Annotated in this window: 27 protein-coding genes and 1 tRNA gene; 20 read left to right on the top strand and 8 right to left on the bottom strand. The window is 48.9% G+C overall.

Features of this window, described 5'->3' with window-relative positions:
* Window positions 1-178: 178 nt before the first annotated feature.
* Entirely contained in the window at window positions 179-1,606 is a 1,428-nt protein-coding gene (locus ACFPK9_RS13380) for an FAD-dependent oxidoreductase (RefSeq protein WP_377095422.1), read from the bottom strand.
* A 107-nt stretch (window positions 1,607-1,713) separates the two neighbouring features.
* Here ACFPK9_RS13380 and ACFPK9_RS13375 point away from each other — a divergent pair, with 107 nt between their 5' ends.
* The 4 genes from ACFPK9_RS13375 (at window position 1,714) to ACFPK9_RS13360 (ending at window position 2,976) form a co-directional block, all read left to right on the top strand.
* Window positions 1,714-1,890 carry a hypothetical protein gene (locus ACFPK9_RS13375; protein WP_377095420.1) on the top strand — a complete coding sequence of 59 codons (177 nt, stop codon included), beginning with the start codon at window positions 1,714-1,716 and terminating at the stop codon, window positions 1,888-1,890.
* A 2-nt stretch (window positions 1,891-1,892) separates the two neighbouring features.
* Window positions 1,893-2,147: a hypothetical protein gene (locus ACFPK9_RS13370; protein ID WP_377095418.1), complete on the top strand. Its 255-nt coding sequence runs from the start codon at window positions 1,893-1,895 to the stop codon at window positions 2,145-2,147.
* Window positions 2,148-2,203: 56 nt separating this feature from the next.
* Window positions 2,204-2,713 (top strand): peptidylprolyl isomerase, encoded by a 510-nt coding sequence (locus tag ACFPK9_RS13365; RefSeq protein WP_377095416.1) that lies wholly within the window; start codon window positions 2,204-2,206, stop codon window positions 2,711-2,713.
* 175 nt (window positions 2,714-2,888) lie between these two features.
* Window positions 2,889-2,976: transfer RNA gene (locus ACFPK9_RS13360), tRNA-Leu, on the top strand.
* A 304-nt stretch (window positions 2,977-3,280) separates the two neighbouring features.
* Here the strand turns inward: ACFPK9_RS13360 and ACFPK9_RS13355 are convergent.
* Window positions 3,281-3,445 (bottom strand): hypothetical protein, encoded by a 165-nt coding sequence (locus ACFPK9_RS13355; protein ID WP_377095414.1) that lies wholly within the window; start codon window positions 3,443-3,445, stop codon window positions 3,281-3,283.
* Between the two features lie 122 nt (window positions 3,446-3,567).
* Here ACFPK9_RS13355 and ACFPK9_RS13350 point away from each other — a divergent pair, with 122 nt between their 5' ends.
* The 6 genes from ACFPK9_RS13350 (at window position 3,568) to lpxA (ending at window position 8,617) form a co-directional block, all read left to right on the top strand.
* Window positions 3,568-4,923 (top strand): MBL fold metallo-hydrolase, encoded by a 1,356-nt coding sequence (locus tag ACFPK9_RS13350; protein ID WP_377095412.1) that lies wholly within the window; start codon window positions 3,568-3,570, stop codon window positions 4,921-4,923.
* Window positions 4,924-5,025: 102 nt separating this feature from the next.
* Complete coding sequence (locus ACFPK9_RS13345; RefSeq protein WP_377095410.1) at window positions 5,026-5,835, top strand: FKBP-type peptidyl-prolyl cis-trans isomerase N-terminal domain-containing protein; 810 nt, start codon at window positions 5,026-5,028, stop codon at window positions 5,833-5,835.
* 95 nt (window positions 5,836-5,930) lie between these two features.
* Window positions 5,931-6,611 (top strand): metal-dependent hydrolase, encoded by a 681-nt coding sequence (locus tag ACFPK9_RS13340; RefSeq protein WP_377095408.1) that lies wholly within the window; start codon window positions 5,931-5,933, stop codon window positions 6,609-6,611.
* Window positions 6,612-6,625: 14 nt separating this feature from the next.
* Window positions 6,626-7,105 (top strand): 2-C-methyl-D-erythritol 2,4-cyclodiphosphate synthase, encoded by a 480-nt coding sequence (ispF, locus tag ACFPK9_RS13335; RefSeq protein ID WP_377095406.1) that lies wholly within the window; start codon window positions 6,626-6,628, stop codon window positions 7,103-7,105.
* 33 nt (window positions 7,106-7,138) lie between these two features.
* A complete protein-coding gene (gene radC / locus ACFPK9_RS13330) occupies window positions 7,139-7,837 on the top strand; it encodes a RadC family protein (protein WP_377095404.1) in 699 nt (232 codons plus the stop codon).
* Window positions 7,838-7,849: 12 nt separating this feature from the next.
* A complete protein-coding gene (lpxA, locus tag ACFPK9_RS13325) occupies window positions 7,850-8,617 on the top strand; it encodes an acyl-ACP--UDP-N-acetylglucosamine O-acyltransferase (protein WP_377095400.1) in 768 nt (255 codons plus the stop codon).
* 130 nt (window positions 8,618-8,747) lie between these two features.
* Here lpxA and ACFPK9_RS13320 read toward each other — a convergent pair whose 3' ends face one another.
* Window positions 8,748-9,497 (bottom strand): hypothetical protein, encoded by a 750-nt coding sequence (locus tag ACFPK9_RS13320; protein ID WP_377095398.1) that lies wholly within the window; start codon window positions 9,495-9,497, stop codon window positions 8,748-8,750.
* A gap of 733 nt (window positions 9,498-10,230) precedes the next feature.
* On the opposite strand from ACFPK9_RS13320, the gene ACFPK9_RS13315 reads away from it, so the two are divergent.
* The 4 genes from ACFPK9_RS13315 (at window position 10,231) to ppk2 (ending at window position 14,337) form a co-directional block, all read left to right on the top strand.
* A complete protein-coding gene (locus ACFPK9_RS13315) occupies window positions 10,231-11,481 on the top strand; it encodes an ammonium transporter (RefSeq protein WP_377096644.1) in 1,251 nt (416 codons plus the stop codon).
* Window positions 11,482-11,622: 141 nt separating this feature from the next.
* The gene (locus ACFPK9_RS13310; protein WP_377095396.1) at window positions 11,623-12,354 is read left to right on the top strand and encodes a type III pantothenate kinase; all 732 of its coding nucleotides are present in this window, start codon (window positions 11,623-11,625) and stop codon (window positions 12,352-12,354) included.
* Between the two features lie 16 nt (window positions 12,355-12,370).
* Window positions 12,371-13,312: an ROK family protein gene (locus ACFPK9_RS13305; RefSeq protein ID WP_377095394.1), complete on the top strand. Its 942-nt coding sequence runs from the start codon at window positions 12,371-12,373 to the stop codon at window positions 13,310-13,312.
* Window positions 13,313-13,425: 113 nt separating this feature from the next.
* Entirely contained in the window at window positions 13,426-14,337 is a 912-nt protein-coding gene (gene ppk2 / locus ACFPK9_RS13300) for a polyphosphate kinase 2 (RefSeq protein WP_377095393.1), read from the top strand.
* An 11-nt stretch (window positions 14,338-14,348) separates the two neighbouring features.
* Here ppk2 and ACFPK9_RS13295 read toward each other — a convergent pair whose 3' ends face one another.
* Window positions 14,349-15,692 carry an aspartate aminotransferase family protein gene (locus ACFPK9_RS13295; RefSeq protein ID WP_377095392.1) on the bottom strand — a complete coding sequence of 448 codons (1,344 nt, stop codon included), beginning with the start codon at window positions 15,690-15,692 and terminating at the stop codon, window positions 14,349-14,351.
* Window positions 15,693-15,802: 110 nt separating this feature from the next.
* Between ACFPK9_RS13295 and ACFPK9_RS13290 the strand changes: the two genes are divergently transcribed.
* Both ACFPK9_RS13290 and ACFPK9_RS13285 read left to right on the top strand, forming a co-directional pair.
* Window positions 15,803-16,480, top strand: a complete 678-nt coding sequence (locus tag ACFPK9_RS13290; protein WP_377095390.1) for an HAD family hydrolase — start codon at window positions 15,803-15,805, stop codon at window positions 16,478-16,480.
* A 57-nt stretch (window positions 16,481-16,537) separates the two neighbouring features.
* The gene (locus ACFPK9_RS13285) at window positions 16,538-17,593 is read left to right on the top strand and encodes a nitric oxide synthase oxygenase (RefSeq protein WP_377095388.1); all 1,056 of its coding nucleotides are present in this window, start codon (window positions 16,538-16,540) and stop codon (window positions 17,591-17,593) included.
* Window positions 17,594-17,613: 20 nt separating this feature from the next.
* Here ACFPK9_RS13285 and ACFPK9_RS13280 read toward each other — a convergent pair whose 3' ends face one another.
* The 4 genes from ACFPK9_RS13280 to rpsN all read right to left on the bottom strand — a co-directional run bounded on the left by ACFPK9_RS13280 (window position 17,614) and on the right by rpsN (window position 18,921).
* Entirely contained in the window at window positions 17,614-17,787 is a 174-nt protein-coding gene (locus ACFPK9_RS13280) for a PspC domain-containing protein (protein WP_377095386.1), read from the bottom strand.
* Between the two features lie 88 nt (window positions 17,788-17,875).
* Entirely contained in the window at window positions 17,876-18,031 is a 156-nt protein-coding gene (locus tag ACFPK9_RS13275) for a PspC domain-containing protein (protein WP_377096641.1), read from the bottom strand.
* A gap of 240 nt (window positions 18,032-18,271) precedes the next feature.
* The gene (locus ACFPK9_RS13270; RefSeq protein ID WP_377095385.1) at window positions 18,272-18,532 is read right to left on the bottom strand and encodes an FmdB family zinc ribbon protein; all 261 of its coding nucleotides are present in this window, start codon (window positions 18,530-18,532) and stop codon (window positions 18,272-18,274) included.
* A 119-nt stretch (window positions 18,533-18,651) separates the two neighbouring features.
* Entirely contained in the window at window positions 18,652-18,921 is a 270-nt protein-coding gene (rpsN, locus tag ACFPK9_RS13265) for a 30S ribosomal protein S14 (RefSeq protein ID WP_143184365.1), read from the bottom strand.
* A gap of 152 nt (window positions 18,922-19,073) precedes the next feature.
* Between rpsN and ACFPK9_RS13260 the strand changes: the two genes are divergently transcribed.
* The 4 genes from ACFPK9_RS13260 to ACFPK9_RS13245 all read left to right on the top strand — a co-directional run bounded on the left by ACFPK9_RS13260 (window position 19,074) and on the right by ACFPK9_RS13245 (window position 23,040).
* Entirely contained in the window at window positions 19,074-20,258 is a 1,185-nt protein-coding gene (locus ACFPK9_RS13260; protein WP_377095383.1) for a redoxin family protein, read from the top strand.
* 34 nt (window positions 20,259-20,292) lie between these two features.
* Complete coding sequence (locus tag ACFPK9_RS13255; RefSeq protein ID WP_377095382.1) at window positions 20,293-20,430, top strand: hypothetical protein; 138 nt, start codon at window positions 20,293-20,295, stop codon at window positions 20,428-20,430.
* 265 nt (window positions 20,431-20,695) lie between these two features.
* Entirely contained in the window at window positions 20,696-20,866 is a 171-nt protein-coding gene (locus ACFPK9_RS13250; protein WP_377095381.1) for a hypothetical protein, read from the top strand.
* Window positions 20,867-20,982: 116 nt separating this feature from the next.
* On the top strand, window positions 20,983-23,040 hold the full coding sequence (locus ACFPK9_RS13245) for an FAD-dependent oxidoreductase (RefSeq protein WP_377095380.1): 2,058 nt from the start codon (window positions 20,983-20,985) through the stop codon (window positions 23,038-23,040).
* Window positions 23,041-23,061 lie beyond the last annotated feature (21 nt).

Genomic DNA, 23,061 nt, shown 5'->3' with positions numbered 1-23,061 from the left:
CTCTTTGCCGTAGCTCTATTTTCTAGCAATCTCGCGCCACAACTACTATCGTCATAGACGATTTTACAGACGGACTTTCGCAAAGTGATGTCGCCAATAATGGCTCCACTAATCGCTATATTGAAGTAGTAACTAGCTACCATCTTCTTGGATGCCGCAAGCGCTAAGATGGTTAATCTCACTTACCCCGACACCGCCCCCGAGGCTCGTCACTCTCGTGAATAGCGATTTCAGAATGGAGAAACTCTGCAGCTTCTGCGGACTCTCTCACCTTTACTGCACTGCGTCCTAACATTTCAGCTTCAAACGCACGCAAACAAGCCTCCACATCTGCCTCGGAAGAACCATAGTGGGTGGTGATTGTACGCGCTAGGCTCATCGCATCGAGTAAGGCTTGATTTGCCCCTTGCCCCTTGAAAGGACTCATCGGGTGAGCCGCATCCCCAATCAAAGTAACAGCTCTCGCTTTTGCTAACAAATCAGCAGTGAGCAACGCCCGATCATACACCGGGTAACCAGAGATATGTGAAGCTTCAGTTGCCTCTAAAATGTGTGGAATCGGCTCATGCCATAGACACCTGCGGCACGCTTCTTCTTTCAGCGCTTGCGCTCCGCGACTACTGAGTTCCTTCGACTCTTCTTCAGCCAACGGAAAACTCAGCTGCCACATGACAGTATCAGCATCATAGGGCATCATATATATCCGTTCATTGCCATTCGCAGTCTGAAACACAGTCGCCGAATCTAACAATTTATTTTCCAAGCCCTCGAGGTTTTCCAAAGGACAAATTCCAAGAATAACAATACAGCCAAGATAGCGTAAAGGAGACACCTCTTCTCCCAGTACCAACCTACGCACCGAACTTCGAATCCCATCAGCTCCAACTACCAAATCGGCTTTTGCAGTTTTAATCTTTTCTCCAACTTTAAATGTTAAATCCACCCCACTATTATCACCTTCATTTAAAGCAACTAATTGATGTCCCCAACGAATCGATTCCTCACTTCCAAGCTGCTTCAAGAGCTCAGCTCTCAACGATTGTCTAGCAATGTGAATATTTGTGCGCTTAGGCAAGCTTCTATCATCTGAGCGCCCCCACTTTCTAATCCCCCACTCACCCACCACTCTACCTTCAGTAGTGTGCACCACATGGCGAGTGGAAACCACGCCACCTTCTAATTCGAAAATGCCCAATCCTTCAATCGCCTTACTCGCCTGCTGAAGAGTCAATCCATAGCCTTGAGAGCGTTCGTCAAAACCACCATCGCGTTCATAGAGATCAAATGGAATGCCTCTGTGCAAACAGGCAACAGCCATCGCTATTCCACCAATACCGCCACCAATAATCGCAACGCGCGGGTAACGCTCCTTATCCATTGGAGTGGGAGTATCTGTACGCATCAAGCCAGAGCCACCGCAAGTAACACAGGCATCAAGATGCCTTTTAGGAGGAAGCGGGGCATTCCCTTCACTCCCATTTTTTTCAAACGCAGTCAGAGCGTTCTGATACAGCCGCTTCGCCTTTTTGGAGAGCCTTCTACTTTTTCTACCACGCCCCTGACACTGTGGACAGATCGTCCAGTAACTCTCTTTATATTTCTCCACTTGCCTCTATGTATCAGCTCTTCCCACCACCACAAGCAGAGAAAACTCCCAGCTTCCAACCTAAATGCTCCTTGCTCAAAAGCTCCGCCTGACACTACTCTACCGACATGGAGTTAAACGCCATTAAAGAAGCCATCCGCCAGCTACCACACGATCAACGCAGCGAGCTAGGCATCTTTCTAACCCACCTTGAATTAGTCAATGACTCGAATTACTTCGAAACATTGCGCAGTAGAATGAACGACCAGTTAGAACAATCTTGGAAAGACCTCGACGAACTGTAAAAATGCGCGATCACTCAAAAGTATTCCTCCACGCCAGTGCTCAAACTCAGCTTCCCGCCACCGGCCAACGACGCGATATCCTCATGAGGAAGTTACGAAAAATCCAAATTTCCCCTGACGCTGGAGCTGATTTCCTATGGTCTAGCTCAAAATCCACCAAGCCAATCAAAGTGACCGTCTGCGTCGGTTACGCCATTTCATGGATCGCTGATAAAAATAATCTGCGCATCCTCGATATCCGTCCAATCCCAGCATGAACTCCTCACCCTTTTTCCTTTATCCTTTCAGCTCCCCACTCTAGCCTGCTTCCACTATGAGCGACCTCGCAGACATCAACATCACCGTCACAACTAACAAAGGTGACATCGACATTACTCTTTTCCCATCTGACGCACCTGTTACTTGTGCTAGCTTCCTCAACCTTGCATCACGCGGCTTCTACGATGGTATCGTGTTCCACCGCGTCATCGACAACTTCATGATTCAAGGCGGCGACCCAACTGGTTCCGGCATGGGCGGCCCAGGCTACAAGTTTGAGTGCGAATGCAAACCCGCAATCCGTAAACACGACAAGCCAGGTATCCTCTCCATGGCGAATGCTGGACCTAACACCAACGGTTCCCAGTTCTTCATCACCCACCTTCCTACTCCTCACCTCGACGGCAACCACACCGTCTTCGGTGAAACAACCAAAGGCCAAGACGTAATCAACTCCATCGTTCAAGGTGACAAGATTGAAAGCATCACCATCCACGGCGACACCTCAACTCTCTTTAAAGCGCAAGCTGACCGCATCGCTGATTGGAACGCTGTCCTCGGATAACTCTCCAATCCACATAATCATTTCAGCAAACGCTCAGCACGACCCGTGCTGGGCGTTTTTTATGGTCCGACAATCGACCTGAATCACCTCTTGAGCATTTTCATAAAAATCATGCAGAAAATTCTTGCCTCTACCTCGATATCAAGTAGAAACCCCGCACACCAAACAACACCTCGCTCGGGTGGCGGAATTGGTAGACGCGCTAGACTAAGGATCTAGTGGCCATTGCGGCCGTGGGGGTTCGATTCCCCCCTCGAGCACCATTTGTTTACAAAAGGCTTTCAGTATCCCTGAAAGCCTTTGTTTTTTCTAAAAACTACGCTCAGGAATGAGCCCCCTCCTAACCAGCACAGCGAGGAACTCAGGGTTGGACTGCTTCAGGGTACATCACGCTCCAGATACCATCCACTTTATGGAGCAGCAAAGTTACACCATGCAGATCACCAGCGAAGCGAGAATATTTCCCCTAGAACACCAACCTCCTCCTCAGGTCCCTCCACCTAACAATAAAAGGCCTCTCAGCGATTAAACTGAAAGGCCATCAAAAACGTTGGGGGGCTACGTACCTTAGTTAGAACGGCATGGATTACCGTATTCTGCACGATCCTGAACTTTCGGCCACACATCGCAGTCCTTGCTGCAGCTAGAAGCACTGATAGTATCACAACAAGAGCTCGCAGCGAAGGCAAAGGCCGCTGCACACATTCCGATAAGTAGTTTTGAAATAGCCATGCCCTATAATCTAGCAGAAGTCTATAAAGATGCAAGACGTCACTTTAGGCTTTTCACACATATTCACTACAATTTCCACTCGCTTTTCATACTCCCCTCCCAGAGACTCCCCTCACATTATTATGTTTTTCCAAAATCTAGCACGCAAAAACGAAATCGGCGCCAACTGCTACCTTCTAGAAACTAGTGACAGCACGATCGTTCTAGATTCTGGCATGCATCCGAAAGAAGAAGGCCTAGATGCCCTTCCCGCACACCACGAGATCCCTCCATCCAGCGTAGACGCCATCGTCCTCAGTCACGCCCACCTCGATCACACAGGAACTATTCCTGTGCTCATGCGCGACCAACAAGACGCGCCCCTCTACCTCACCCAAGCGACCGCTGACCTAGCCAAAGCCCTGCTTCACAACTCCGTCAACGTGATGCAACACAAACGCCTCGAGTTCGGCATCACCGAATACCCGCTCTACGGCCACCGCGAACTCGACCGGCTCGCCACTCGCTGGGAACCACAAAAATACGAAGCAAGCTGGAAAATTAATCGAGACACCAAGCTCACTTTCCACGACGCAGGCCACATCCTCGGCTCCGCCGGAGTCATGGTGGAATCTGGTGAAAAACGCATTTTCTATACAGGAGATATCCAATTCGAAGACCAAACTCTCATCACTGGAGCCAAATTCCCCCAAGAACACGTCGACACACTCATCGTTGAAACCACACGAGGCGCGTCTCCGCGAGCAGCTGACTACGACCGCGACATCGAAGAACAAAAACTCCTCGACGCCATCCTCGCCACCCTCGAACGCGGTGGCTCCGCACTCATCCCAGTGTTTGCCATTGGTAAGACTCAAGAAGTCCTCACCATGATCCACAAATTCAAACAAAGTGGTCAACTCCCTGACAGCACGCCCGTCTATATGGGTGGACTCAGCACTAAGATGACGATGATCTTCGATGACCTCTCTGACTCAACCAGTCGCAAAGTCCCGGACTTCAAAATTCTCGAAGACATGGACCTCCAAACTGGATCTAAAAAGCACAAAGGCGCCCCCATCACCTACCGCCCCGGTGCGATCTTCTGCCTCTCTAGTGGCATGATGTCAGAAAAGACCACCTCTAACATTTTTGCCCAAACTTTTATTTCTAACCCAAAGAACAGTTTGCTCTTTGTCGGCTATGCAGACCCAGCTTCTCCTGGAGGAATCATACGCCAAACGACCAAGGGAGACATCGTAAAATTATCGAAAGATCAACCAGCTGTCGTTCTCAACTGCCCAGTTGAAGTCTTCGACTTCTCAGGCCACGCCACGCGTGACGCCATCCTCGACTACATTCTTAAACTTAGTCCCCAGCAAGTTTTCCTCGTTCACGGTGACATTGAAGCCAGCGAATGGTTTCAACAACAAATTACCGATCGTCTTCCACAAACAGAATGCGTCATCCCACTTCCAGGTAAGAAGTATTCATTGTAATTTGTCACATTTTAAACAAAGTTCCTCCACCCTAACGCTACAGCTAGACGGGTAACTAAAAACCTACTCTCAATGCACCATCGCTTGAGGTCTCAAAAATTCATGAAAAAACAACTAAGTATCGCAGCTCTTGGCCTTGCATTCTCAGCAAGTTCATTTGCTCAGGACAAAGCAGCAGAAGAAGCGAAACCAGAACTTTCCCCTGAAAAAGTACGTACCGACTCTTCCTATTTCTTCGGTTACCAGAGCGCAGCTCAGCTTGCAAATGCTGGTCTCACCGCAAGTGACTTCGACAAAGACAGCTTCTATGAAGGCTTTGTTAGTGGTCTTAAAAACGACGAGCCAAAAGTCAGCCAAGATGAAATCACCGCAGTCATGCAGGCTCTTCAGGCACAAATCCAAGAACGCGATAAAAAGCTCGGTGAAGAAAACCTAAAACAGGAAGAAGCATTTCTCGCTGAAAATAAAGAGAAGGAAGGCGTTATCACTACTGACAGCGGTCTCCAATACATCGTTCTCGAAAAAGGCGGCGACAAGAAATACGCAGCCCCTGAAGAAACGCCTAACGGCATGGATATGCAAACTGAGTTCACCGTGAACTACAAAGGCACTCTCATCGACGGTACCGAGTTCGACGCATCTCCAGAAGGTGAGCCTGTTAAACTCACCCTCCAAGTCGTTCCAGGCTTCGGCGAAGCACTCAAAACTATGCCTGTCGGCGCTAAGTGGAAGCTCTTCATTCCGTCCAAACTCGGTTACGGTGAGCGCCGCATGGGACCAGTTCTCGAGCCACACTCCACACTCATTTTCGAACTTGAACTCAAAGAAATTGGAAAACGTGAAATGCCACAAGGCGGTATGCCATTCCAACTTCCTGCAGGAGCAATGCCACAAGGTCATCCAGGCCAGTAAGCTCTAGCAACTAGTTCTAACAAAATCTAAAGCGCAGCCTCACAAGCTGCGCTTTTTTACTTCTAAAAAATCGATTCCCACACATATTTATTACCATGAACGTCACTTTTTACGGCCACTCCTGTTTCGCAGTAGAGATCAACGGTTCTAAGATCCTCTTCGACCCCTTCATCAGCCCGAACCCAAAAGCAGACGGCGTCAATATTGATACAATCGAAGCTGATTACGTCCTCATCACCCATGGCCATGAAGACCATGTCGCAGACGCCGAAACCATCCTCAAACGCACCGGAGCTACTCTCATTTCTAACTACGAGATTGTTTGCTGGTTCGGCGAAAAAGGTATCGAAAAGAGCCACCCGCTCAACCACGGAGGTTCAGTCACTCTCCCTTTTGGCAAAGTAAAATATGTCAATGCCGTCCACTCTTCAGCCCTCCCCGACGGCAGCTATGGAGGTAACCCTGGTGGTTTCGTCATCGAATCCAGCGAAGGCGACTTCTACATTTCAGGTGACACCGCGCTTACTTACGACATGAAGCTACTCGGAGAATTCCACAGGCTCGATTGGGCGGTGCTCTGTGTGGGTGACAACTTCACTATGGGCTATCAAGATGCCGCCATATGTGCCGAATGGATCAATGTCGACAAAGTACTAGGAACCCACTTCGATACCTTCCCATACATCGAAATCGATCACCAATCTGCTATCGACTACTTCGCTAGCAAGTCGAAAGAACTCATCCTTCCAGAAATCGGACAAACCATTGCACTTTAACACATTCTAACATAATGAAAATTCGCACCGGCATCGGCTACGATGTCCACCAATTCGCCGAAGGCCGCAAATGTATCCTCGGTGGCGTTGATATCCCGCACAGCGTTGGCCTGCTCGGCCACTCAGATGCTGACGTCCTATGCCATGCTATCGCCGACTCTATTCTCGGTGCCCTAGGACTTCCAGACATTGGCTACTATTTCCCTCCAGAAGACGATAGTATTGAAGGCATTAGCTCTCTGGACATTTTAAAGAAATGCAAAGCCCTAGCAGACGAGAAAGGCGCAGACCTGCAAAACGTAGATTCAGCACTCGTGGCTGAAGCCCCAAAAATTCTTCCGCACATCGCAGAAATGAAAGCGAATATCGCTAACGCTCTAGCCCTCGTTCCCGAAGACATCGGCATCAAAGCCACTACCAACGAAACAATGGGCTTCGTCGGACGCAAAGAAGGCATCGCAGCCATGGCCACTTGCTGTCTCGTCATCCATTAATCTACCCCCTCAGTAAAGACTTGTAAGCCTATCATGCCCAAACCCCTCATCAATGACTTACCCGAGGAGGATCGCCCTCGCGAAAAACTCACAAAGTGGGGCCCTCAAGCCCTTAGCAACGCGGAGCTCATCGCTATCTTTCTCAGAGTTGGGGTCACTGGCAAAAGTGCAATCGAAGTCGCACAGGAACTACTAGACACACACGGAAGCCTGCGCTCGCTCGGACGCGCTAATGTCAAAGAAATTGCCAAACAACACGGAGTCGGCCCTGCCAAAGCTGCACAAATCTCCGCAGCCTTCGAGCTAGGACTGCGTTCTGCGAAGGAGGAAATGAATAAAGCTTCCGTCGCATCACCCAAGGAGATCTACACGCTCATGAGCCCTATACTCTCCCACCAAAGTTGTGAGAAAGTATTCCTCCTCCTCGTAGACACTAGACTTAAGCACGAACGTACCATTGAGCTCTCACATGGCTCCGTCACCGAAAGCATCTGCCACCCGCGCGACGTATTGCACCACGCTCTCCTCCACCAGTCCTATGGTTTTATACTCATCCATAACCACCCCAGTGGAGATGCGTCACCGAGTGAAGCCGACAAGCGAATGACCCAAGCCATTCGTGAAGCTGCAGAACTCATGCAGCTCCGCTTTATCGACCATCTGATTATCGGATCACCAAACAATCATCGAGACGCCTATTACTCGTTCCGAGAACACGGCTTCTTTAACTAACAATTTCTAACCATGATCCACCCAACTGCTATCATTCACCCTGATGCCAAAATTGGAAACAATGTCTCCATCGGTGCATTTACCATCATCGATGCCAATGTCTCCATTGGCGAGAACTGTACAATTGACCCACACGTCTGGCTCACAGGCCATACCACACTCGGAGAGAACAACTTTGTGGGCTTCGGTTCCCATATCGGCGGCGATCCACAAGATGTGTCCTTTGAAAAATCTACCAGCTCAGGAGTAAAAATCGGTAAAAACAACACCATTCGTGAACACGTCACCGTTCACCGTAGCACTAGTGAAAATGGATTCACAGTCATAGGCAACAACAACATGCTCATGATCAATAGCCACCTTGCTCACGATGTACACCTTGGCTCTAACAACAACCTAGCTAACAGTGTACTCATCGCTGGCCACATTCGCATTGGTAGTAATTGCTTTCTCGGTGGAGGTGCAGGCTTCCATCAGTTCATCAAAATTGGAGACTACGCCATCTGCCAGGGCAATGCAGCAATCACCAAGGACATCCCGCCCTACTGTATGGCTCACGGACAAAACCACCTCGCAGGCCTAAACGTCATCGGCCTGCGCCGGGCTGGATTCAATGGCGACCAACGCAAGGAAATCAAATCCCTCTACAACCTCCTCTTTAAAAGCGGTCTCGGTATGACTGAAGCTCTCAGACAAGCCGATGAACAAAGATGGTCCTCGGAAGCTCAGCTCCTCCTAAATGCAGCGAAACAACCATCACGCAAAGGCATCATGATGTAAACTTTCGCATGCACTCCTTTTAAAAAAGGCAAAACCCGCAGGATATTAATTCTGCGGGTTTTTCATTCAAAAAAAACGAGCGAAGTCCGAAAACTTCGCCCGCTGTAAAATAGAATCTGATTAACTCAAATTAGAAGCTAACAGAAAGGGAAACACCACCGAAGAAACGGTTTTGCTCAGAACGGCCAGAACCGTTCATTGGTGCTGCGTAACGCTCAAGACCAGCAAGCTCCCATGTGTATGCGAGGTATGGTGTGAGTGTTGCGTGATCAGTAAGCTCCCAATCGTAACCTGTCTTCAAAGTGATGTGTGAAGCACCGAAGCCTTCGAAGAGGAAACCAGTTGTGAGTGTGGTATCAAGAGTGTAACCGAAAACGTCTGTGTCGTTACCGAGAACGAGCTCATTGTAACCATCGTTGTCAGTAGCATACACGTCCCAGAAGTATGTGTAGCTAGCGTTGAAGCCCCAGCAAAGATCTTTAGAAAGACCGAAGTATACTTCGTGAGCGTTGTTTGTTTCTCCGTCGAAGAAATCGTAGTAGATGTAACCTGTGGTGAAACGAGCCCAACCAAAGTCCTTAGAACCTTCGATCCAAGCATTGATTTCGTCGTCGAAAGATTCCTCTTCAACGTTACCAGCCCAAAGACCACCTGCAAAATCAAGACCCCATGCTGAGGTAGAAGCTTCTACAGAAGAATCAACAAGTGCACGCCCGAGGAAAAGACCACGCCAGATATAATCTGAGTGTACGCCAACAGAAACAGAAGCTTCATAACCAGGCTCAACTGTAACTGGCTCAGGTGCAACTACTGGGCCTGCATAAGCAGAACCGGATAGAAGCGCACCACCGAGTAGGGATAATGTAGTTTTGTTATTCATAACGCCTGTTAGTTAGCACATCTAATACCATCGTAAAACAAAAAAATTACTTTTTTGTCACTTAACCTACATCCCCGAAGGGTGGTACATCAATAGATTCCCCCAATTTCTTTAAGCTTATCTAATTATCATAATTAGCACAGTATAATGCAACCAACCATAAAATTGTTAGGTGAAATAGTAATCAACCATCTCAGGAGCATCCTCAACCCTTCACCACTATATATAGTACATTTCCATCCACATCAAATAGCACTCGAAAACGACAAAATTCTCTATACCCCAAAGACAAGTAGTCTATTCCGAACCTCATTTTAGTGCAGCCCCTCACTCATAGGCCTATACGGCTAGTGATGGAACTTCAGAACCAGCTAGCCCATACCCGACACTAGAGTACCGCCATTTCATCGAGCAAATGGCAACCATGCAGCTAAAGCAAAGCCTGACGACTGGTCATATATATTCTTCTGTATACGCATAGAGTAGATTTCCTAATCTTCCCACAAGCAGTCTAGTCAGTGTGGAGATTCTCAAAAGTGATCATACAAAAAGCTCAATCGCATCATGAGTCACCCCTTCAATAAACCATGCATCAAACTCATGATGAATAATTTTATTTCTATTCATCACAAAGTTGGCATGCCGCATGCTAACCCCCAATGCAGACTATAAACCTAGCATATAGACAATGAGAAAACTACTACTCAGTACAGCAATTGGTTCACTAGGCCTGATGGGCACAGCGTTTGCACAAGACGCAGGTCCTTCTACAACTGAAGTGAAATTTATTATCGATAACCTGTGGATCCTTATTTCCGCAGCACTCGTATTTATCATGCACCTTGGCTTTGCCTCCGTTGAGGCTGGCATGTGCCAACGCAAAAACACGGTGAACATCATGTTCAAGAACGTGTGGATCGTCTGCATCGGCGCAGTCGGTTACATGCTCTGGGGCTTCAATGCGATGTACCCTGGCGACTTCGGCGGAGTATTCGCTACAGGTTCACCAATCGCAGCTGGCTTCTCAGGAGAAGCTGCTACAGCTAACCTTACTAGCGAATATGCTGACTACACTTACTGGTCAGATTTCATCTTCCAAGCAATGTTCGCTGCTACAGCTGCAACCATCGTATCTGGTGCTGTCGCTGAGCGTGTGAAGCTTGGTTCCTTCATGATCTACGCAGCAATCCTCGTAACATTCCTCTACCCAGTATCAGGTTCTTGGCACTGGGGTGGTGGCTGGCTTGCAGAAAAGGGCTTCGGCGACTTCGCTGGTTCTTCACTAGTACACGCCTTCGGTGGTTTTGCAGCTCTCGCAGCAGTAATCATTCTCGGACCACGCGCTGGCAAGTATACAAAATCTGGCATCAAGCCAATCCTTCCATCCAACCTCCCACTTGCGAACATTGGTGTATTCCTCCTCTTCCTCGGTTGGTTCGGCTTCAACGGTGGCTCTGTACTCTCTGCAGACGCAGCTACAGTATCCCTCGTATTCGTAACTACAGCCATGTCTGGATTCGCTGGCGGTATCGGTGCCATCCTCATGTCATGGATCATCACCAAGAAACCCGACCTATCTATGGCTCTCAATGGTATGCTAGCTGGACTCGTATCCATCACTGCTGGTGCTGACGTCATTCCACCATACTACGCACTCCTCGCTGGTTTCCTCGGTGGTATCATCGTAGTACTCTCCGTTGGCTTCTTCGACAAAATCAAGATCGACGATCCAGTAGGCGCTATCTCCGTACACGGTGTAGTTGGCATCTGGGGCACACTCGCAGTAGGTATCTTCGGTGGTGGCGACTTCGGTGTACAGCTCATCGGTACTCTATCAATCTCAGCGTTCGCATTCATCAGCTCATTCATCCTCTTCTTCATCATCAAGCTCATCATGGGTGTGCGTGTTGAAGAGCAAGAAGAGCACGAAGGCCTCGACGTTGCTGAGCACGGTGTTCCTGCATACAACGACTCCGCTAACTAACATTTCTCTATAACTATATTGTGATAGTACAAGGGAGGGACTTCGGTCTCTCCCTTTTTCTTATCTTTAGAACCAAGCTCTTTTCCCTTGTTCTAGATTACCTCACATGGCAATTCAGTTCCGCACGAAGTGCATTCCGAAATGCAATATCTATTGATCGATAACTCAAACACACGAACCAAGTTCGCCCTCGGCTCGAACCAATGCTTAGGAAAAACTATATCGATCATTCCCACCTCCGAGATCTCTCCCAGCTCTCTCGACTCAGCCCTCAAGGATATCACTTATGACGCCGTAGTTCTATGCTCAGTCGTTCCAGAAAAAGCTGAAATCATGGCCGATTTCTTCGAGGGAAAACCATTCCACCAACTCAGCTCCGAAAGCAAACTGGGGATACAAATCGAGTACCCCAACCCTAATCAGATTGGAGCCGACAGACTAGCCAATGCGATAGGCGTCCAAACCCTCTTTTGCTCACCTGCTATAGTCATTGATTTCGGAACCGCTGTCACCTTTGATGCCATAGGCTCAGACGATCGCTACCTCGGTGGAGTCATCGCACCAGGTCTCGCATCCATGACCCAAAACCTAGCAAAGCGCACTGCTCTTCTCCCGCAGATCGAGCTCACTGAACCTACACACGCTATCGGAAAGTCAACAACTGAGGCGATGCTCGCTGGAGCCGTTTTTGGCTATCGAGGCCTCATCAAGGAAATCATCCACAAGCTCAGTGAAGAAATGCACACGACTCCAACCGTAGTAGCTACTGGTGGTGACGCAGAACTCATCGCTCGCGGTCTCCCTGAAATCCAGCATGTCTCCCCCACACTCACCCTCGAAGGCATCCGCATTGCCGCAACTCTCCAATTTTAAAACCTTTTACAATTTTATGGAACTTACCAACAAAGCAATAGGAATCGATTTCGGCGGCACATCCATCAAATTTGGAGTCGTTATTGGCAAGCAAATCATTGCCGAAGCTCCACCCATCCTCCCAAAAAACCACCCAAAACCGAACGACCTCATCCAAGCCATTGCCGACACTTGTAAATCACTCGTTGAAAAGCATCCAGACATCCAAGCGATTGGCTGTGGAGTTCCCGGTTTTGTTGATACACCCACTGGACTCATTCACAATCTCACCAATGTCCCTGGCTGGATTGACATCCCACTGCGCGATCTCCTGTCACAAAAAACAGGCCTGCCTTGTATTGTCGAAAATGATGCCAATGCTATGGGAGTAGCTGAGTGGAAACTCGGCGCAGGTGCAGGCTTCCAACACCTCGTCTGCCTCACACTCGGCACGGGAGTCGGCGGCGCCATCATAGTGAATAACCAACTCGTACGAGGAGCAAAATTTGTAGCCGGCGAGCTCGGCCAAACATCTATCCACTACAATGGTCGAGTCGGTGCATATAACAATCCTGGAGCACTAGAAGACTACGTAGGCAACAACGAATTTGCAGCGGATGCTCAACAAGCCTATTTCGAATCTGGCATTGAAAAAACATTAGACGATTGCTCACCGGCCGCACTAGATGCAGCGGCTACAGCGGGATGTGAAATTGCAATTGCCTGTTGGGACGACTTCGCTCGTAAACTCGCTTGCACACTCGCTAATTGCTGCTGGCTGCTCAACCCTGAAGCTTTTGTCATCGGTGGTGGATTAAGCAAGGCTGGAGACACTCTCTTCAAACCACTTCGCAAGCACCTTGCCGCCCAACTTAGCCCACCATTCCGCGACCACCTCCAAATCATCCCTGCAAAATTCTCTAACGAGGCTGGCATCATCGGCTGCTCAGTACTCGCACTTGAATCATTAGATTCTTAAGCTCCCCATTAAAATGGCATGAGCTGGCATTTCTCACACTATTGTCACCTTTCAGCTATCGCTCTTTGCCCATGATGAGGTGATTGCTCTAACCAGCATTCACCTCATTTTTTATGGCACCCGATAACATTGACAAGTACTTCAAACACCTCCGCGAAGAATACATCGACCAGTTCGATGAAGAACTAGAAATGGAGTTCGGGGAATTCGATGAAGAAAATACCGACCACGGTGGCTCGCAAGACCACAGCAGCGATTTCCGTAAATCATACTTCCGTGAACTCTATAGAGTACAAACTGAACTGGTAAAACTCCAAGATTGGGTCGTAGAAACGGGCCATAAACTTGTTGTCCTTTTCGAAGGAAGAGATTCAGCTGGTAAAGGTGGAGCTATCAAGCGTATCACTCAGCGTCTCAACCCTCGTATTTGTAGAGTCGCCGCTCTCCCTGCCCCCAACAACCGCCAACGCACTCAATGGTATTTTCAGCGCTACGTCGAACACCTGCCCGCAGCTGGAGAAATCGTCCTTTTCGACCGTAGCTGGTACAACAGAGCCGGCGTAGAAAAGGTCATGGGCTTCTGCGACGATGATGAATATGAAGAATTCTTCCGTTCAGTACCTGAATTCGAAAAAATGCTCGTTCGCTCAGGTATCCAAATCATTAAATACTGGTTTTCGATCTCAGATGACGAACAGGAATTCCGCTTCGATTGCCGCAACCACGACCCACTCAAGCAATGGAAACTCAGCCCAATGGATCTAGAGTCACGCATCCGCTGGGAAGAATACACCAAAGCCAAGGAGGTTATGTTAGAGAAAACACATATCCCCGAAGCGAAATGGTGGGTCGTCCCTGGAGATGACAAAAAGAAAGCACGCCTCAATTGCATCAACCACCTCCTCAGCCAAGTCCCATACCAACATATCGAGCGCGAGCCAGTCGAACTTCCCGAGCGAGTGTATCACGATGACTACCATCGTAACCCAACTCCAGAAGAGTTCTTCGTCCCCGAAAAGTTTTGAGACAAGCGCCCTCAATACGGCAGCCTCAATGCTCCGTGTTCGTGGTCACGGAGCAATTCAGTCAACTGCTGTACCACATACACCAACTCACCAAGAGTGATGTAAAACGGCGGCGTGAACGCTAAAATGTTTCCATCGGGCCCATCCGCTAACATCACCACTCCACGCTCTAACATTTGCCCGAGCAATTGACCTGCGACATCACCAGCTGGTTGTCCATCCGGATGACGCAGCTCGACCCCGATCATTAGCCCGCGCCCACGCACCTCGTGAATGAGCGGAGAGTCGATCTCTTCTAACATAGAAATGAGTTCATTACCTTGGCGCTCCACATTTGCCGCCAACAGTGGATCAGCATGCATTTTCAAGGCTTCGACAGCCATCGCGCAGCCCACAGGATTTCCTAAAAAAGTACTCGTATGTAGCGCCTCACCAGGGCTCACCGGCCACTTGTCCATCACTGAGGGCAGCCCGACACAAGCGGAAATAGGATAACCGCCCGACAGAGCTTTTCCCACACAAATCAAATCTGGAAACACTCCTTCCCATTCACAAGCAAATAACCTGCCAGTCCGATTAAATCCGCTATAGATTTCATCAAAAATCAACACCACTCCATGCGTATCCGCCCACTCGCGTAAAATCTTCAAAAAGCCAATTGGTGGAATAACCTTCCCACCACGTCCTTGCATCGGCTCCAACAAGAGCGCCCCGATTCCCTCACTGAGCAAACCTGCTAGCTGCTGACGCAAAATTGCTAAATCCTCCTCAGTCCGCGGAAAATCCAGCTCGTATCTCACGTTTGCCAATTGAGGATCAAATGGCCCACGAAACTTATCAAAACCACTACCCAATAAGGCTCCATAGCCAAGTCCGTGATAACCATTTTTAAAATGCAAAACTCCAGCCTTCCCCGTCGCTATAAAGGCTGTCTTCAGTGCAGTTTCTACCGCCTCAAAACCAGAATTAGCCAAAACCGTCTTCCCCCCCCCTTTTCCCCAGCGCTCGAATGTAAGCTCTGACAGGCGCTTACACACTTCAATTTTCAACTCCGTAGGATGCACATCGCCCATCGCATGCATTAACTTACCACTCTGCTCAACCATTGCATCGCGCAACACTTCATGGGTATGGCCTAAGCCAGCCACTCCAAAGGCACTAGTGACATCTATATAACGATTCCCATCTGCATCCCACACACTACTTCCCTCAGCACGCTCCCAAAATATCGGCCAATCCTCCGCCACATAAGTCACATTGTGGCTCTCGTATTTGCGTAGTTCAGCTGCAAGCTCAACAGAGCGTGGACCAGGAATCGAAGTTTTGAGTTCGGGCAACATAGCTGCGCACATCATTCTTATTAACATCAGAATAACAACCAGATTCCCCTCACTGATGGCCAGTTTTTCGCTGAACACTTCTTGCATCTCATCAAAAAGCATGCTGTCTTTCGTCCGCACGACCTATGTATTCTCACATCATCTTTGATCTCGATGGCACACTCATTGAGTCCCTCCCTGGGATAGCCGCAGCTCTCAATACAGCACTCGCTGCATCGAAGCTACCTACCCACAGCATTGAAGACGTTCGTACTTTCATTGGTGACGGCTCTCTTACGCTTTGTGAACGCGCCGCTCCAGATCAATCCTCAGAAACTATCCACGTAATCCACGAGACATTCCTCGCCGAATACCCAAAAGCTTGGAAATCCGGAACGACTGTATTCGCTGGTATCCACGAAGTCATCAGCGAACTCAAAGGCATGGGCTGCACACTCAGCATCCTTTCCAACAAAGTACATGAGTTTACTACGGAAATGGCGGATTACTTTTTCCCAGAAAAACCCTTCGACCTCGTACTCGGTCAACGCGAAGGAATCGCCAAAAAGCCTGACCCATCTGGAATCCACGAACTCCTTGGTGAACTCGACAAATCCAGTTCGAATAGCATTCTCGTCGGCGACTCCACCATCGACGTCATTACCGCACGCAATGCTGGAATCAAGTCCCTCGCTGTCACATGGGGCTACCATGACAAGTCAGCACTCAAAGCCGTGTCCCCCACACTTACCGCACACAAAGTGCCACAAATTCTAGAGCTACTCACGCCCACTCAGGTTCCAAGCTTCCGCCAACCTGCTTAAAATCAGCGATCGTGCTCCTGGCACGCATACTGCAGAAGATCTCACTAGCTAGAAGCCATGCAGTCAGAAGCCCACCAGTTCTTAGATCAATTGCGCGCAGAAGGCGTCGACATCCCGCAAGATCGATACTCCCAAATCGACTCCGAAATCCTCTCTAATGGGAATTATCGATTAAATCAAACGGAACTCCTCTGGGCCGCAAAACTCGCTTGGCGAAATAGTGAAAAATGCATCGGTAGACTACATTGGGCAAATATCGAAGTGCTCGATGGCCAATCGGCGAGATCCGCTGCAGAAGTTTTTCAACTTTGCCTCGAGCACCTATCCAGCTCCACCAACAAGGGACGCATACAGCCGATGATGAGTTTTTTTCCACCATCCAAAAACGGTAAAAAAGTGCGCATCCTCAACTCCCAACTCATTCGTTACGCTGGTTATAAGCTCACCGATGGATCCATCTTAGGGGACCCAGACCAAGTCGAAACCACTCAGTTGGCACTCGATTTAGGTTGGCGCCCTCGCAAGCCCAAAACACGCTTCGACATCCTCCCACTCATCATCCAGTTTCCCGGTGAAGCCCTCCAGTATTTTGAAATCCCACAAGAATACGTACTAGAAGTCCCCATTCGCCACCGCGAGCTCGATTGGTTTGCTGATCTAGAGTTAAAATGGCACGCACTCCCCGCCGTAAGTGACCGGGCTATCAAAGTCGGTGGACTGCTTTTTACCGCCGCACCTTTCAGCGGATTCTACATGGGCACAGAAATTGGCGCCCGTAATTTCGGCGACACCTATCGCTACAACATGCTCCCCATTGTCGCAGAAAAAATGGGACTCGATACCAGAAAGTCAGACAGCCTTTGGCGTGACCGCGCTATTATAGAGCTCAATTCCGCTGTCCTCTATTCCTTCCGTGAAGATGGCGTCACTATCGTCGATCACCACACAGCCTCACGCCAATTCATCAAACACATTGAAAATGAAAAAAGCAAAGGCCGTGAAGTCCCCGGAAACTGGAGCTGGCTAGTCCCTCCCATTTCTGGCTCTACCAGCCAGGTCTTTCATCGTGGATATTCAAAGAAACAGCGCTGCCCTTTTTTCTCCCAGCAGTAGCCTCAAGAAATTTCTCCAGACTACGGGGCTTTCGGCATGAAAATCCATAGGACAATGTAAATCAAAGGTCCGACTCCAAACAACAAGGTCGAACATACGAAAATCACCCGCATAATCCATGCTGCCATATTCGCCTTCTTCGCGAGCGTATAACACACGCCGCCGATCATTGGTTTTTCTACTTTTGTACTCATCAAGGTTAACCTAACAGACTCTTCACCATAGGTCGACCTTCAAGCCTAAACAATTGATCGATTCCTCCCTTAAGCTCACACAAAATTCTTAATTCGCCTTCGGCATAAATATCCAAAGGATAATATAAGGTAAGAAACCAAAACCAAAACAAAGCACTGACATCACAAAAATCACCCTCCACACCCAAGTCGGAATATTAAAGTTCAATTTCTTACTTAGCGTGTAACACACGCCACCAATCATCGGTTTATCTGCAGAAGCATTCATCAATACCAATGATTAACTCAAAACTTTGAATCTAGTCGATTACGAAACCCAGAGGATTTTACAATCATCGTCCATACAACTCATCTGCTAAGAAAAACGTTTTCTCGCTTGTAAATTTCACATGCGCCAAAAAACTCGTCCACCTTTTGAGTGGATCTGTTCTGAGGATATATGCCCGATGAGATGCGGTCTCGGACGGAGTCTACGACAAGCTCATTAGAGCTTCTCGTAATTGCCATCGATACGCTTCTCGAGCACGGTAAAGCCCGCTTTCTTCGCATCGATTTTCGACATTGGTTTGGTGATACTTGGTGTGTTGATCCGGCTGATCACCTTTTTGACCGGCTTTCTACAAAGTGGGCAGTTCTCCAAAGGAGCTCTATCCACTGGACGTCTTAGTTCAAAACCTTTCGAACACATACGACAGCTCTTCCCTTCAACACCGGGTTGTTCTGAAATATATTCGTATAAAGGCATATTCCTAAGATAGTTCTTTAACGATTGTTTGCCTAGATCCAATGACAGAAATGACGCGAGTCGGCCTAACCAACTCACGCCATCTAGAAATTGTGTCTATAGCACTGTAGCGCTTAGTATTACCAAGATGACTTGGTCACACCCGGGATCATCCCGTGTGATGCAAGCTCACGGAAAGCAATACGAGAAAGCTTAAAGCGACGGAGGAAACCGTGACGACGTCCTGTGTACTCACAACGGTTTACAACGCGTGTTGGTGATGCATCACGTGGAAGCATGCTAAGTCCAACATAATCTTTCTCTTGCTTAAGTTGCTCGCGAAGCTTCGCATACTTAGCTACAGTCTTTTTCTTGCGCTCGTTACGCGCGATCCAGCTCTTCTTTGCCATAGGGAGCGCGAGGTGTATACAGATCGTGCAGTCAATCAAGACATTTTTTGTCTTTTTCTAAAGTTCTTCCTTCTAGCCACGTATATACTATGAATAATACCCCCAAACTTGTTAGGAGCCTAGCTCCTGTAATTAAATACTCTTAAGAAATTATGCTTACAAAAACATTCACCGCGCTTTGCGCCACAGTAGCTGTCACATTCACAGTTACTGCAGACCCAAAACCTAAAGTGACCACCCTAGAAATCGGCGCGCAAGCTCCTGACTTCTCCCTCCCAGGTACCGATGGCAAGACTTACACTCTTAATTCTTTCAAAGATGCTAAGTATCTAATGACTGTCTTCACCTGCAACCACTGCCCTGACGCCATCGCAGCACGCGGCAAGATCAATCAATTCGCCAAGGATTATAAAGACAAAGGCGTAGAAGTGGTTGCCATTTCTAGCGCTTCCATGGACGGCGTCATGGTTTGGGAAAATGCTTTCTCAAAGTACGACGACGACTTCGAATCCATGAAGAAAGTAGTAAAAGAATACGAACTCGTTCACCCCTACCTCTACGACGGTGAAGAGCCGCAAGCAGCATCCCAAGCATACGGCGCTGTAGCCACCCCACACGTATTCATCTTCGGCCCTGAACGTAAACTCCTCTACCAAGGTCAATTCGACGATGGCAAGCGCGACCCAGGCCCAGCGGAAAACAATACAGCAATCAATGCCATGGAAGAAATTCTCGCCGGCAAACCCGTATCTAAACCAACCAGCCGCGTCTTCGGTTGCTCCACCAAATGGTACTGGAAAAAAGACATGGTCGCTGAGCGCAAAAAAGAATGGGCTGAAAAGCCTGTCAGTGTTGCGCCCATCAACACCGAGCTCGCCAAGACTCTTGCTAAAAATGACACCAACAAACTGCGGCTCATCAACCTTTGGTCCACTACCTGTGGTCCTTGTGTCGTAGAGTTCCCAATGCTTGTAGAAACCTACCAACGTCACGCACTTCGCCCATTCGAACTCATCACCATCTCCATCGATGATAAAGAAGATGCCAAGGCTGTCTCCGATTTCGTCATTGAACAACACCTACCACTCGCCCGCTGGACTGAAAAATCAGTAAAGAAAGAAGGCCGTGAAACCAACAACTTCCACTTCCAAGGCGACGACCTCGAAGCTTTTGCCAAAGCAATCGACCCAGAGTGGCAAGGACCTATCCCTCACTCTGTCCTCATCGCTCCCGGCGGTGAAGTCGTTTGGCGTCACACTGGCGAGCTCCACGAACAAGAGCTGCGTAATGTCATCGTCGACGAACTAGCTAAAGCGCAAAAACCTAAGAATCACTAACTTGCCCAAGCAGTATCAAACTTCTTAAAACCTCATGAACGACTTCGCCTGGCTTGGACCAGCACTCATCTTCGGTCTACCTCCGATGATTAGTTACCTAGCCGGCGGATTCCTTCTCAACCTCTATGTCGATGGCATTAGCCTCAAGCTCGCAGGCATCGGCAACTTATAAGTCACCCTGCTCCTCTCCACCATCGGCTTAAAACTCGATACAAAATCACTGATGAAACCGGTGATTTACCAAAGGACCGCCTTTCACACACTGGGAACCGTTCTGTTTTTCCAATTAGGAATCTTCCTCACCAGCCTCACCAGACTCAGCCTTTTTGCTGATCTGAATTCACAAGTGCCGCACTCATCGCATTTGCTCTCAGCGTTTCGAGCACCGCTTTTTCCGTCAAAAACTTAGAAGAAAAAGGCGAACTCTGTTGGCCATAGTGAACTTAAATGCATGCGCTACGTACGCAATCGCCGATTACAACCTACAAACCGAAGAACTCGAAGCCGCTGGGCTCGATAAAGTCTGGAGCCTCAAGCCCCAATCTGGAATCCAATACGCTAGTGACCTCCTCTCCTTCAATGATGGGAAATTCGCTCCAGCATCTTGATGCTAAATTGTGACAATTCATTTTGTCAGGATGTCTTGCTCTCCAGTACATTTTCCTTATGACATGGCACATGCCGTGCATAACTCTACGGCAAGCCACCTAACTACCACTTTACAATGAATCCTGAATGCACCTCTGAAGCCCTCACCCTAGAACACGAAGTACTCATTCTTGGAGGTGGCTTCGGTGGCATTTACGCAGGAAAAGCTCTCGGTAAAAAGCTCGATAGCTTCGGCCAATCCGCTCTCGTCAGTGAGCGAAACTACATGGTCTTCCAGCCAATGCTCGCGGAAGTGGCAGGAGCGTCTATTTCCCCGCGGCACGTGATCAACCCCAATCGCATGCTCTGCCGCAACCTCAATGTTTACCGAGGAAAAGTCAGCCATATCGATCTCAAAGCAAAAGAAGTCTCAGTCAACACCGGCCACTTTACTCACGGCATCAAAATCCGCTACAAACATCTCGTCATCGCTCTGGGTGCAGATATCGACCTGAGTCGCGTTCCAGGAATGCCAGAACACGGCTTGCTCATGCAAAATGCTGGTGATGCAATGAAGCTGAGATCTACCGCGATCGCCCGGATGGAGGAAGCAAACTTCGTCCAAGATCCAGTCCTACGCCAACAGCTTCTCAGTTTCGTCGTCGTAGGCGGCGGGTACTCCGGCGTCGAAACCGCTGGTGAAATACTCGATATGCTCAACTCTTTGCGCAAATACTACAAGCGCATCACTCCTGAAGACATTCGCGTCATTCTCGTCCACAGCCGCGACCGTATTCTACCCACTCTCAGTGAAAAACTCGGTAAATACGCGCAAAGTAAATTGCAAAACCGTGGACTAGAGCTCCGCCTCAACACCCGCGTTAAAGCAGTCACCGCCACTAAAGTATTTCTCAACAACGGTGAAGAAATTTCAGCCAATACCGTCGTTTGCACAATCGGCAACGCGCCGAATGCCCTCGTTACAAAAATGATCAAAGAGTTCGACATTCCAAATGAACGCGGACGTATTAGAGTCGATCCCACCATGGCTGTCGAAGGCTGGGACGGTCTCTGGGCTCTTGGTGACTGTGCCCACATGCCAATGCCTGATGGCAAGCCCTACCCACCCACCGCGCAGTTCGCGATGCGCCAAGGCACACAGTTAGGTAAAAACATTATCAACAACTACCGCGGAAAACCGAGCAAAGCCTTCACCTTCGAAGGGCTCGGAGAACTTGCATCCATCGGCCACCACACCGCAGTGGCCAGTATCATGGGCGTCCAAATATCGGGCCTCCTCGCCTGGTTCCTCTGGCGCACGATCTACCTTAGCAAACTCCCAGGCATAGAGCGTCGTCTTCGCCTCACCATTGATTGGACTCTCGATATGTTCTTCCCCCGCGATCTTAACCTCGTCGACCCCTCCAAAACTGAAGTCATCTCTGACATCCACCTCGAAGCTGGCGACACCCTTTTCTCCACAGGAGAGCCCGCATTCTCACTTTACGTCGTCAAATCTGGCAAAATTCAATTGCAAAACAAAGACGGAGTCATCGTCCGCGAAATCACCACTGGCGACTTCTTTGGCGAACGTGCTCTCGTCCACAAATGTGGCTACCTTTACGATGCCATAGCCGCCGAACCGACAACTATGATTTCCGTCCAAGGAGAATCTATTCTCCCTATCCTCCAGCACAGCCGCCGCCTCCGCCGCGTACTCGCGAAGACCACTGCTCAACAATCTGCGGAGAGTGAACTAGAAACGATCCTAGATCAAATCCCCGACGCCATCTGCGAACAACCACTCGCTGAAATCATGCATTCCCCTGTTGCTGTGCTCCAACACGACAGTACGGTCTCAGACACTCTACAGCTCTTCCGTGAGCAACGATTCAGTATTTATCCAGTCGTCGATGAGCTTGGCAGACTGGTCAATGTCATCAACCGCGACGATTTCTTCGACTTCATGAAACGACGCGGAGTCGACCTCACCACTTCGATTTCCGCTCTAGAACATTTCCACATTCCAATGTGTACCACCGACCAACGCGTCGCCGACGCCGTAAACGAAATGGTCAAAGCCGGAAGATACAAATGCCTCATCAACGATCCCGACGGCAAACTTACAGGCATCGTCACCATGAACGACATCATGAGCGCCGAACTCTTACTCGAAAAAATGGCAATTGTTTAAACCTAGGGACTCAAGAAACTA

This window comes from Rubritalea spongiae (assembly GCF_042652385.1).
Classification (GTDB): domain Bacteria; phylum Verrucomicrobiota; class Verrucomicrobiia; order Verrucomicrobiales; family Akkermansiaceae; genus Rubritalea; species Rubritalea spongiae.
This window is presented reverse-complemented; position numbering and strand designations above follow the sequence as displayed.

Excerpts from the sequence above, each read along its gene's own strand:
- ispF (WP_377095406.1), top strand. The coding sequence starts at position 6,626 with ATGAAAATTCGCACCGGCATCGGCTACGATGTCCACCAATTCGCCGAA.
- ACFPK9_RS13295 (WP_377095392.1), bottom strand. The coding sequence starts at position 15,692 with ATGATGTGCGCAGCTATGTTGCCCGAACTCAAAACTTCGATTCCTGGT.
- ACFPK9_RS13260 (WP_377095383.1), top strand. The coding sequence starts at position 19,074 with ATGCTTACAAAAACATTCACCGCGCTTTGCGCCACAGTAGCTGTCACA.
- lpxA (WP_377095400.1), top strand. The coding sequence starts at position 7,850 with ATGATCCACCCAACTGCTATCATTCACCCTGATGCCAAAATTGGAAAC.
- ppk2 (WP_377095393.1), top strand. The coding sequence starts at position 13,426 with ATGGCACCCGATAACATTGACAAGTACTTCAAACACCTCCGCGAAGAA.
- ACFPK9_RS13245 (WP_377095380.1), top strand. The coding sequence starts at position 20,983 with ATGAATCCTGAATGCACCTCTGAAGCCCTCACCCTAGAACACGAAGTA.
- ACFPK9_RS13310 (WP_377095396.1), top strand. The coding sequence starts at position 11,623 with ATGCAATATCTATTGATCGATAACTCAAACACACGAACCAAGTTCGCC.
- ACFPK9_RS13345 (WP_377095410.1), top strand. The coding sequence starts at position 5,026 with ATGAAAAAACAACTAAGTATCGCAGCTCTTGGCCTTGCATTCTCAGCA.
- ACFPK9_RS13370 (WP_377095418.1), top strand. The coding sequence starts at position 1,893 with ATGCGCGATCACTCAAAAGTATTCCTCCACGCCAGTGCTCAAACTCAG.
- ACFPK9_RS13350 (WP_377095412.1), top strand. The coding sequence starts at position 3,568 with ATGTTTTTCCAAAATCTAGCACGCAAAAACGAAATCGGCGCCAACTGC.
- ACFPK9_RS13320 (WP_377095398.1), bottom strand. The coding sequence starts at position 9,497 with ATGAATAACAAAACTACATTATCCCTACTCGGTGGTGCGCTTCTATCC.
- ACFPK9_RS13340 (WP_377095408.1), top strand. The coding sequence starts at position 5,931 with ATGAACGTCACTTTTTACGGCCACTCCTGTTTCGCAGTAGAGATCAAC.
- ACFPK9_RS13255 (WP_377095382.1), top strand. The coding sequence starts at position 20,293 with ATGAACGACTTCGCCTGGCTTGGACCAGCACTCATCTTCGGTCTACCT.
- radC (WP_377095404.1), top strand. The coding sequence starts at position 7,139 with ATGCCCAAACCCCTCATCAATGACTTACCCGAGGAGGATCGCCCTCGC.
- ACFPK9_RS13270 (WP_377095385.1), bottom strand. The coding sequence starts at position 18,532 with ATGCCTTTATACGAATATATTTCAGAACAACCCGGTGTTGAAGGGAAG.
- ACFPK9_RS13355 (WP_377095414.1), bottom strand. The coding sequence starts at position 3,445 with ATGGCTATTTCAAAACTACTTATCGGAATGTGTGCAGCGGCCTTTGCC.
- ACFPK9_RS13365 (WP_377095416.1), top strand. The coding sequence starts at position 2,204 with ATGAGCGACCTCGCAGACATCAACATCACCGTCACAACTAACAAAGGT.
- ACFPK9_RS13280 (WP_377095386.1), bottom strand. The coding sequence starts at position 17,787 with ATGAGTACAAAAGTAGAAAAACCAATGATCGGCGGCGTGTGTTATACG.
- ACFPK9_RS13315 (WP_377096644.1), top strand. The coding sequence starts at position 10,231 with ATGGGCACAGCGTTTGCACAAGACGCAGGTCCTTCTACAACTGAAGTG.
- ACFPK9_RS13285 (WP_377095388.1), top strand. The coding sequence starts at position 16,538 with ATGCAGTCAGAAGCCCACCAGTTCTTAGATCAATTGCGCGCAGAAGGC.
- ACFPK9_RS13290 (WP_377095390.1), top strand. The coding sequence starts at position 15,803 with ATGTATTCTCACATCATCTTTGATCTCGATGGCACACTCATTGAGTCC.
- ACFPK9_RS13305 (WP_377095394.1), top strand. The coding sequence starts at position 12,371 with ATGGAACTTACCAACAAAGCAATAGGAATCGATTTCGGCGGCACATCC.
- rpsN (WP_143184365.1), bottom strand. The coding sequence starts at position 18,921 with ATGGCAAAGAAGAGCTGGATCGCGCGTAACGAGCGCAAGAAAAAGACT.
- ACFPK9_RS13275 (WP_377096641.1), bottom strand. The coding sequence starts at position 18,031 with ATGATTGGTGGCGTGTGTTACACGCTAAGTAAGAAATTGAACTTTAAT.
- ACFPK9_RS13375 (WP_377095420.1), top strand. The coding sequence starts at position 1,714 with ATGGAGTTAAACGCCATTAAAGAAGCCATCCGCCAGCTACCACACGAT.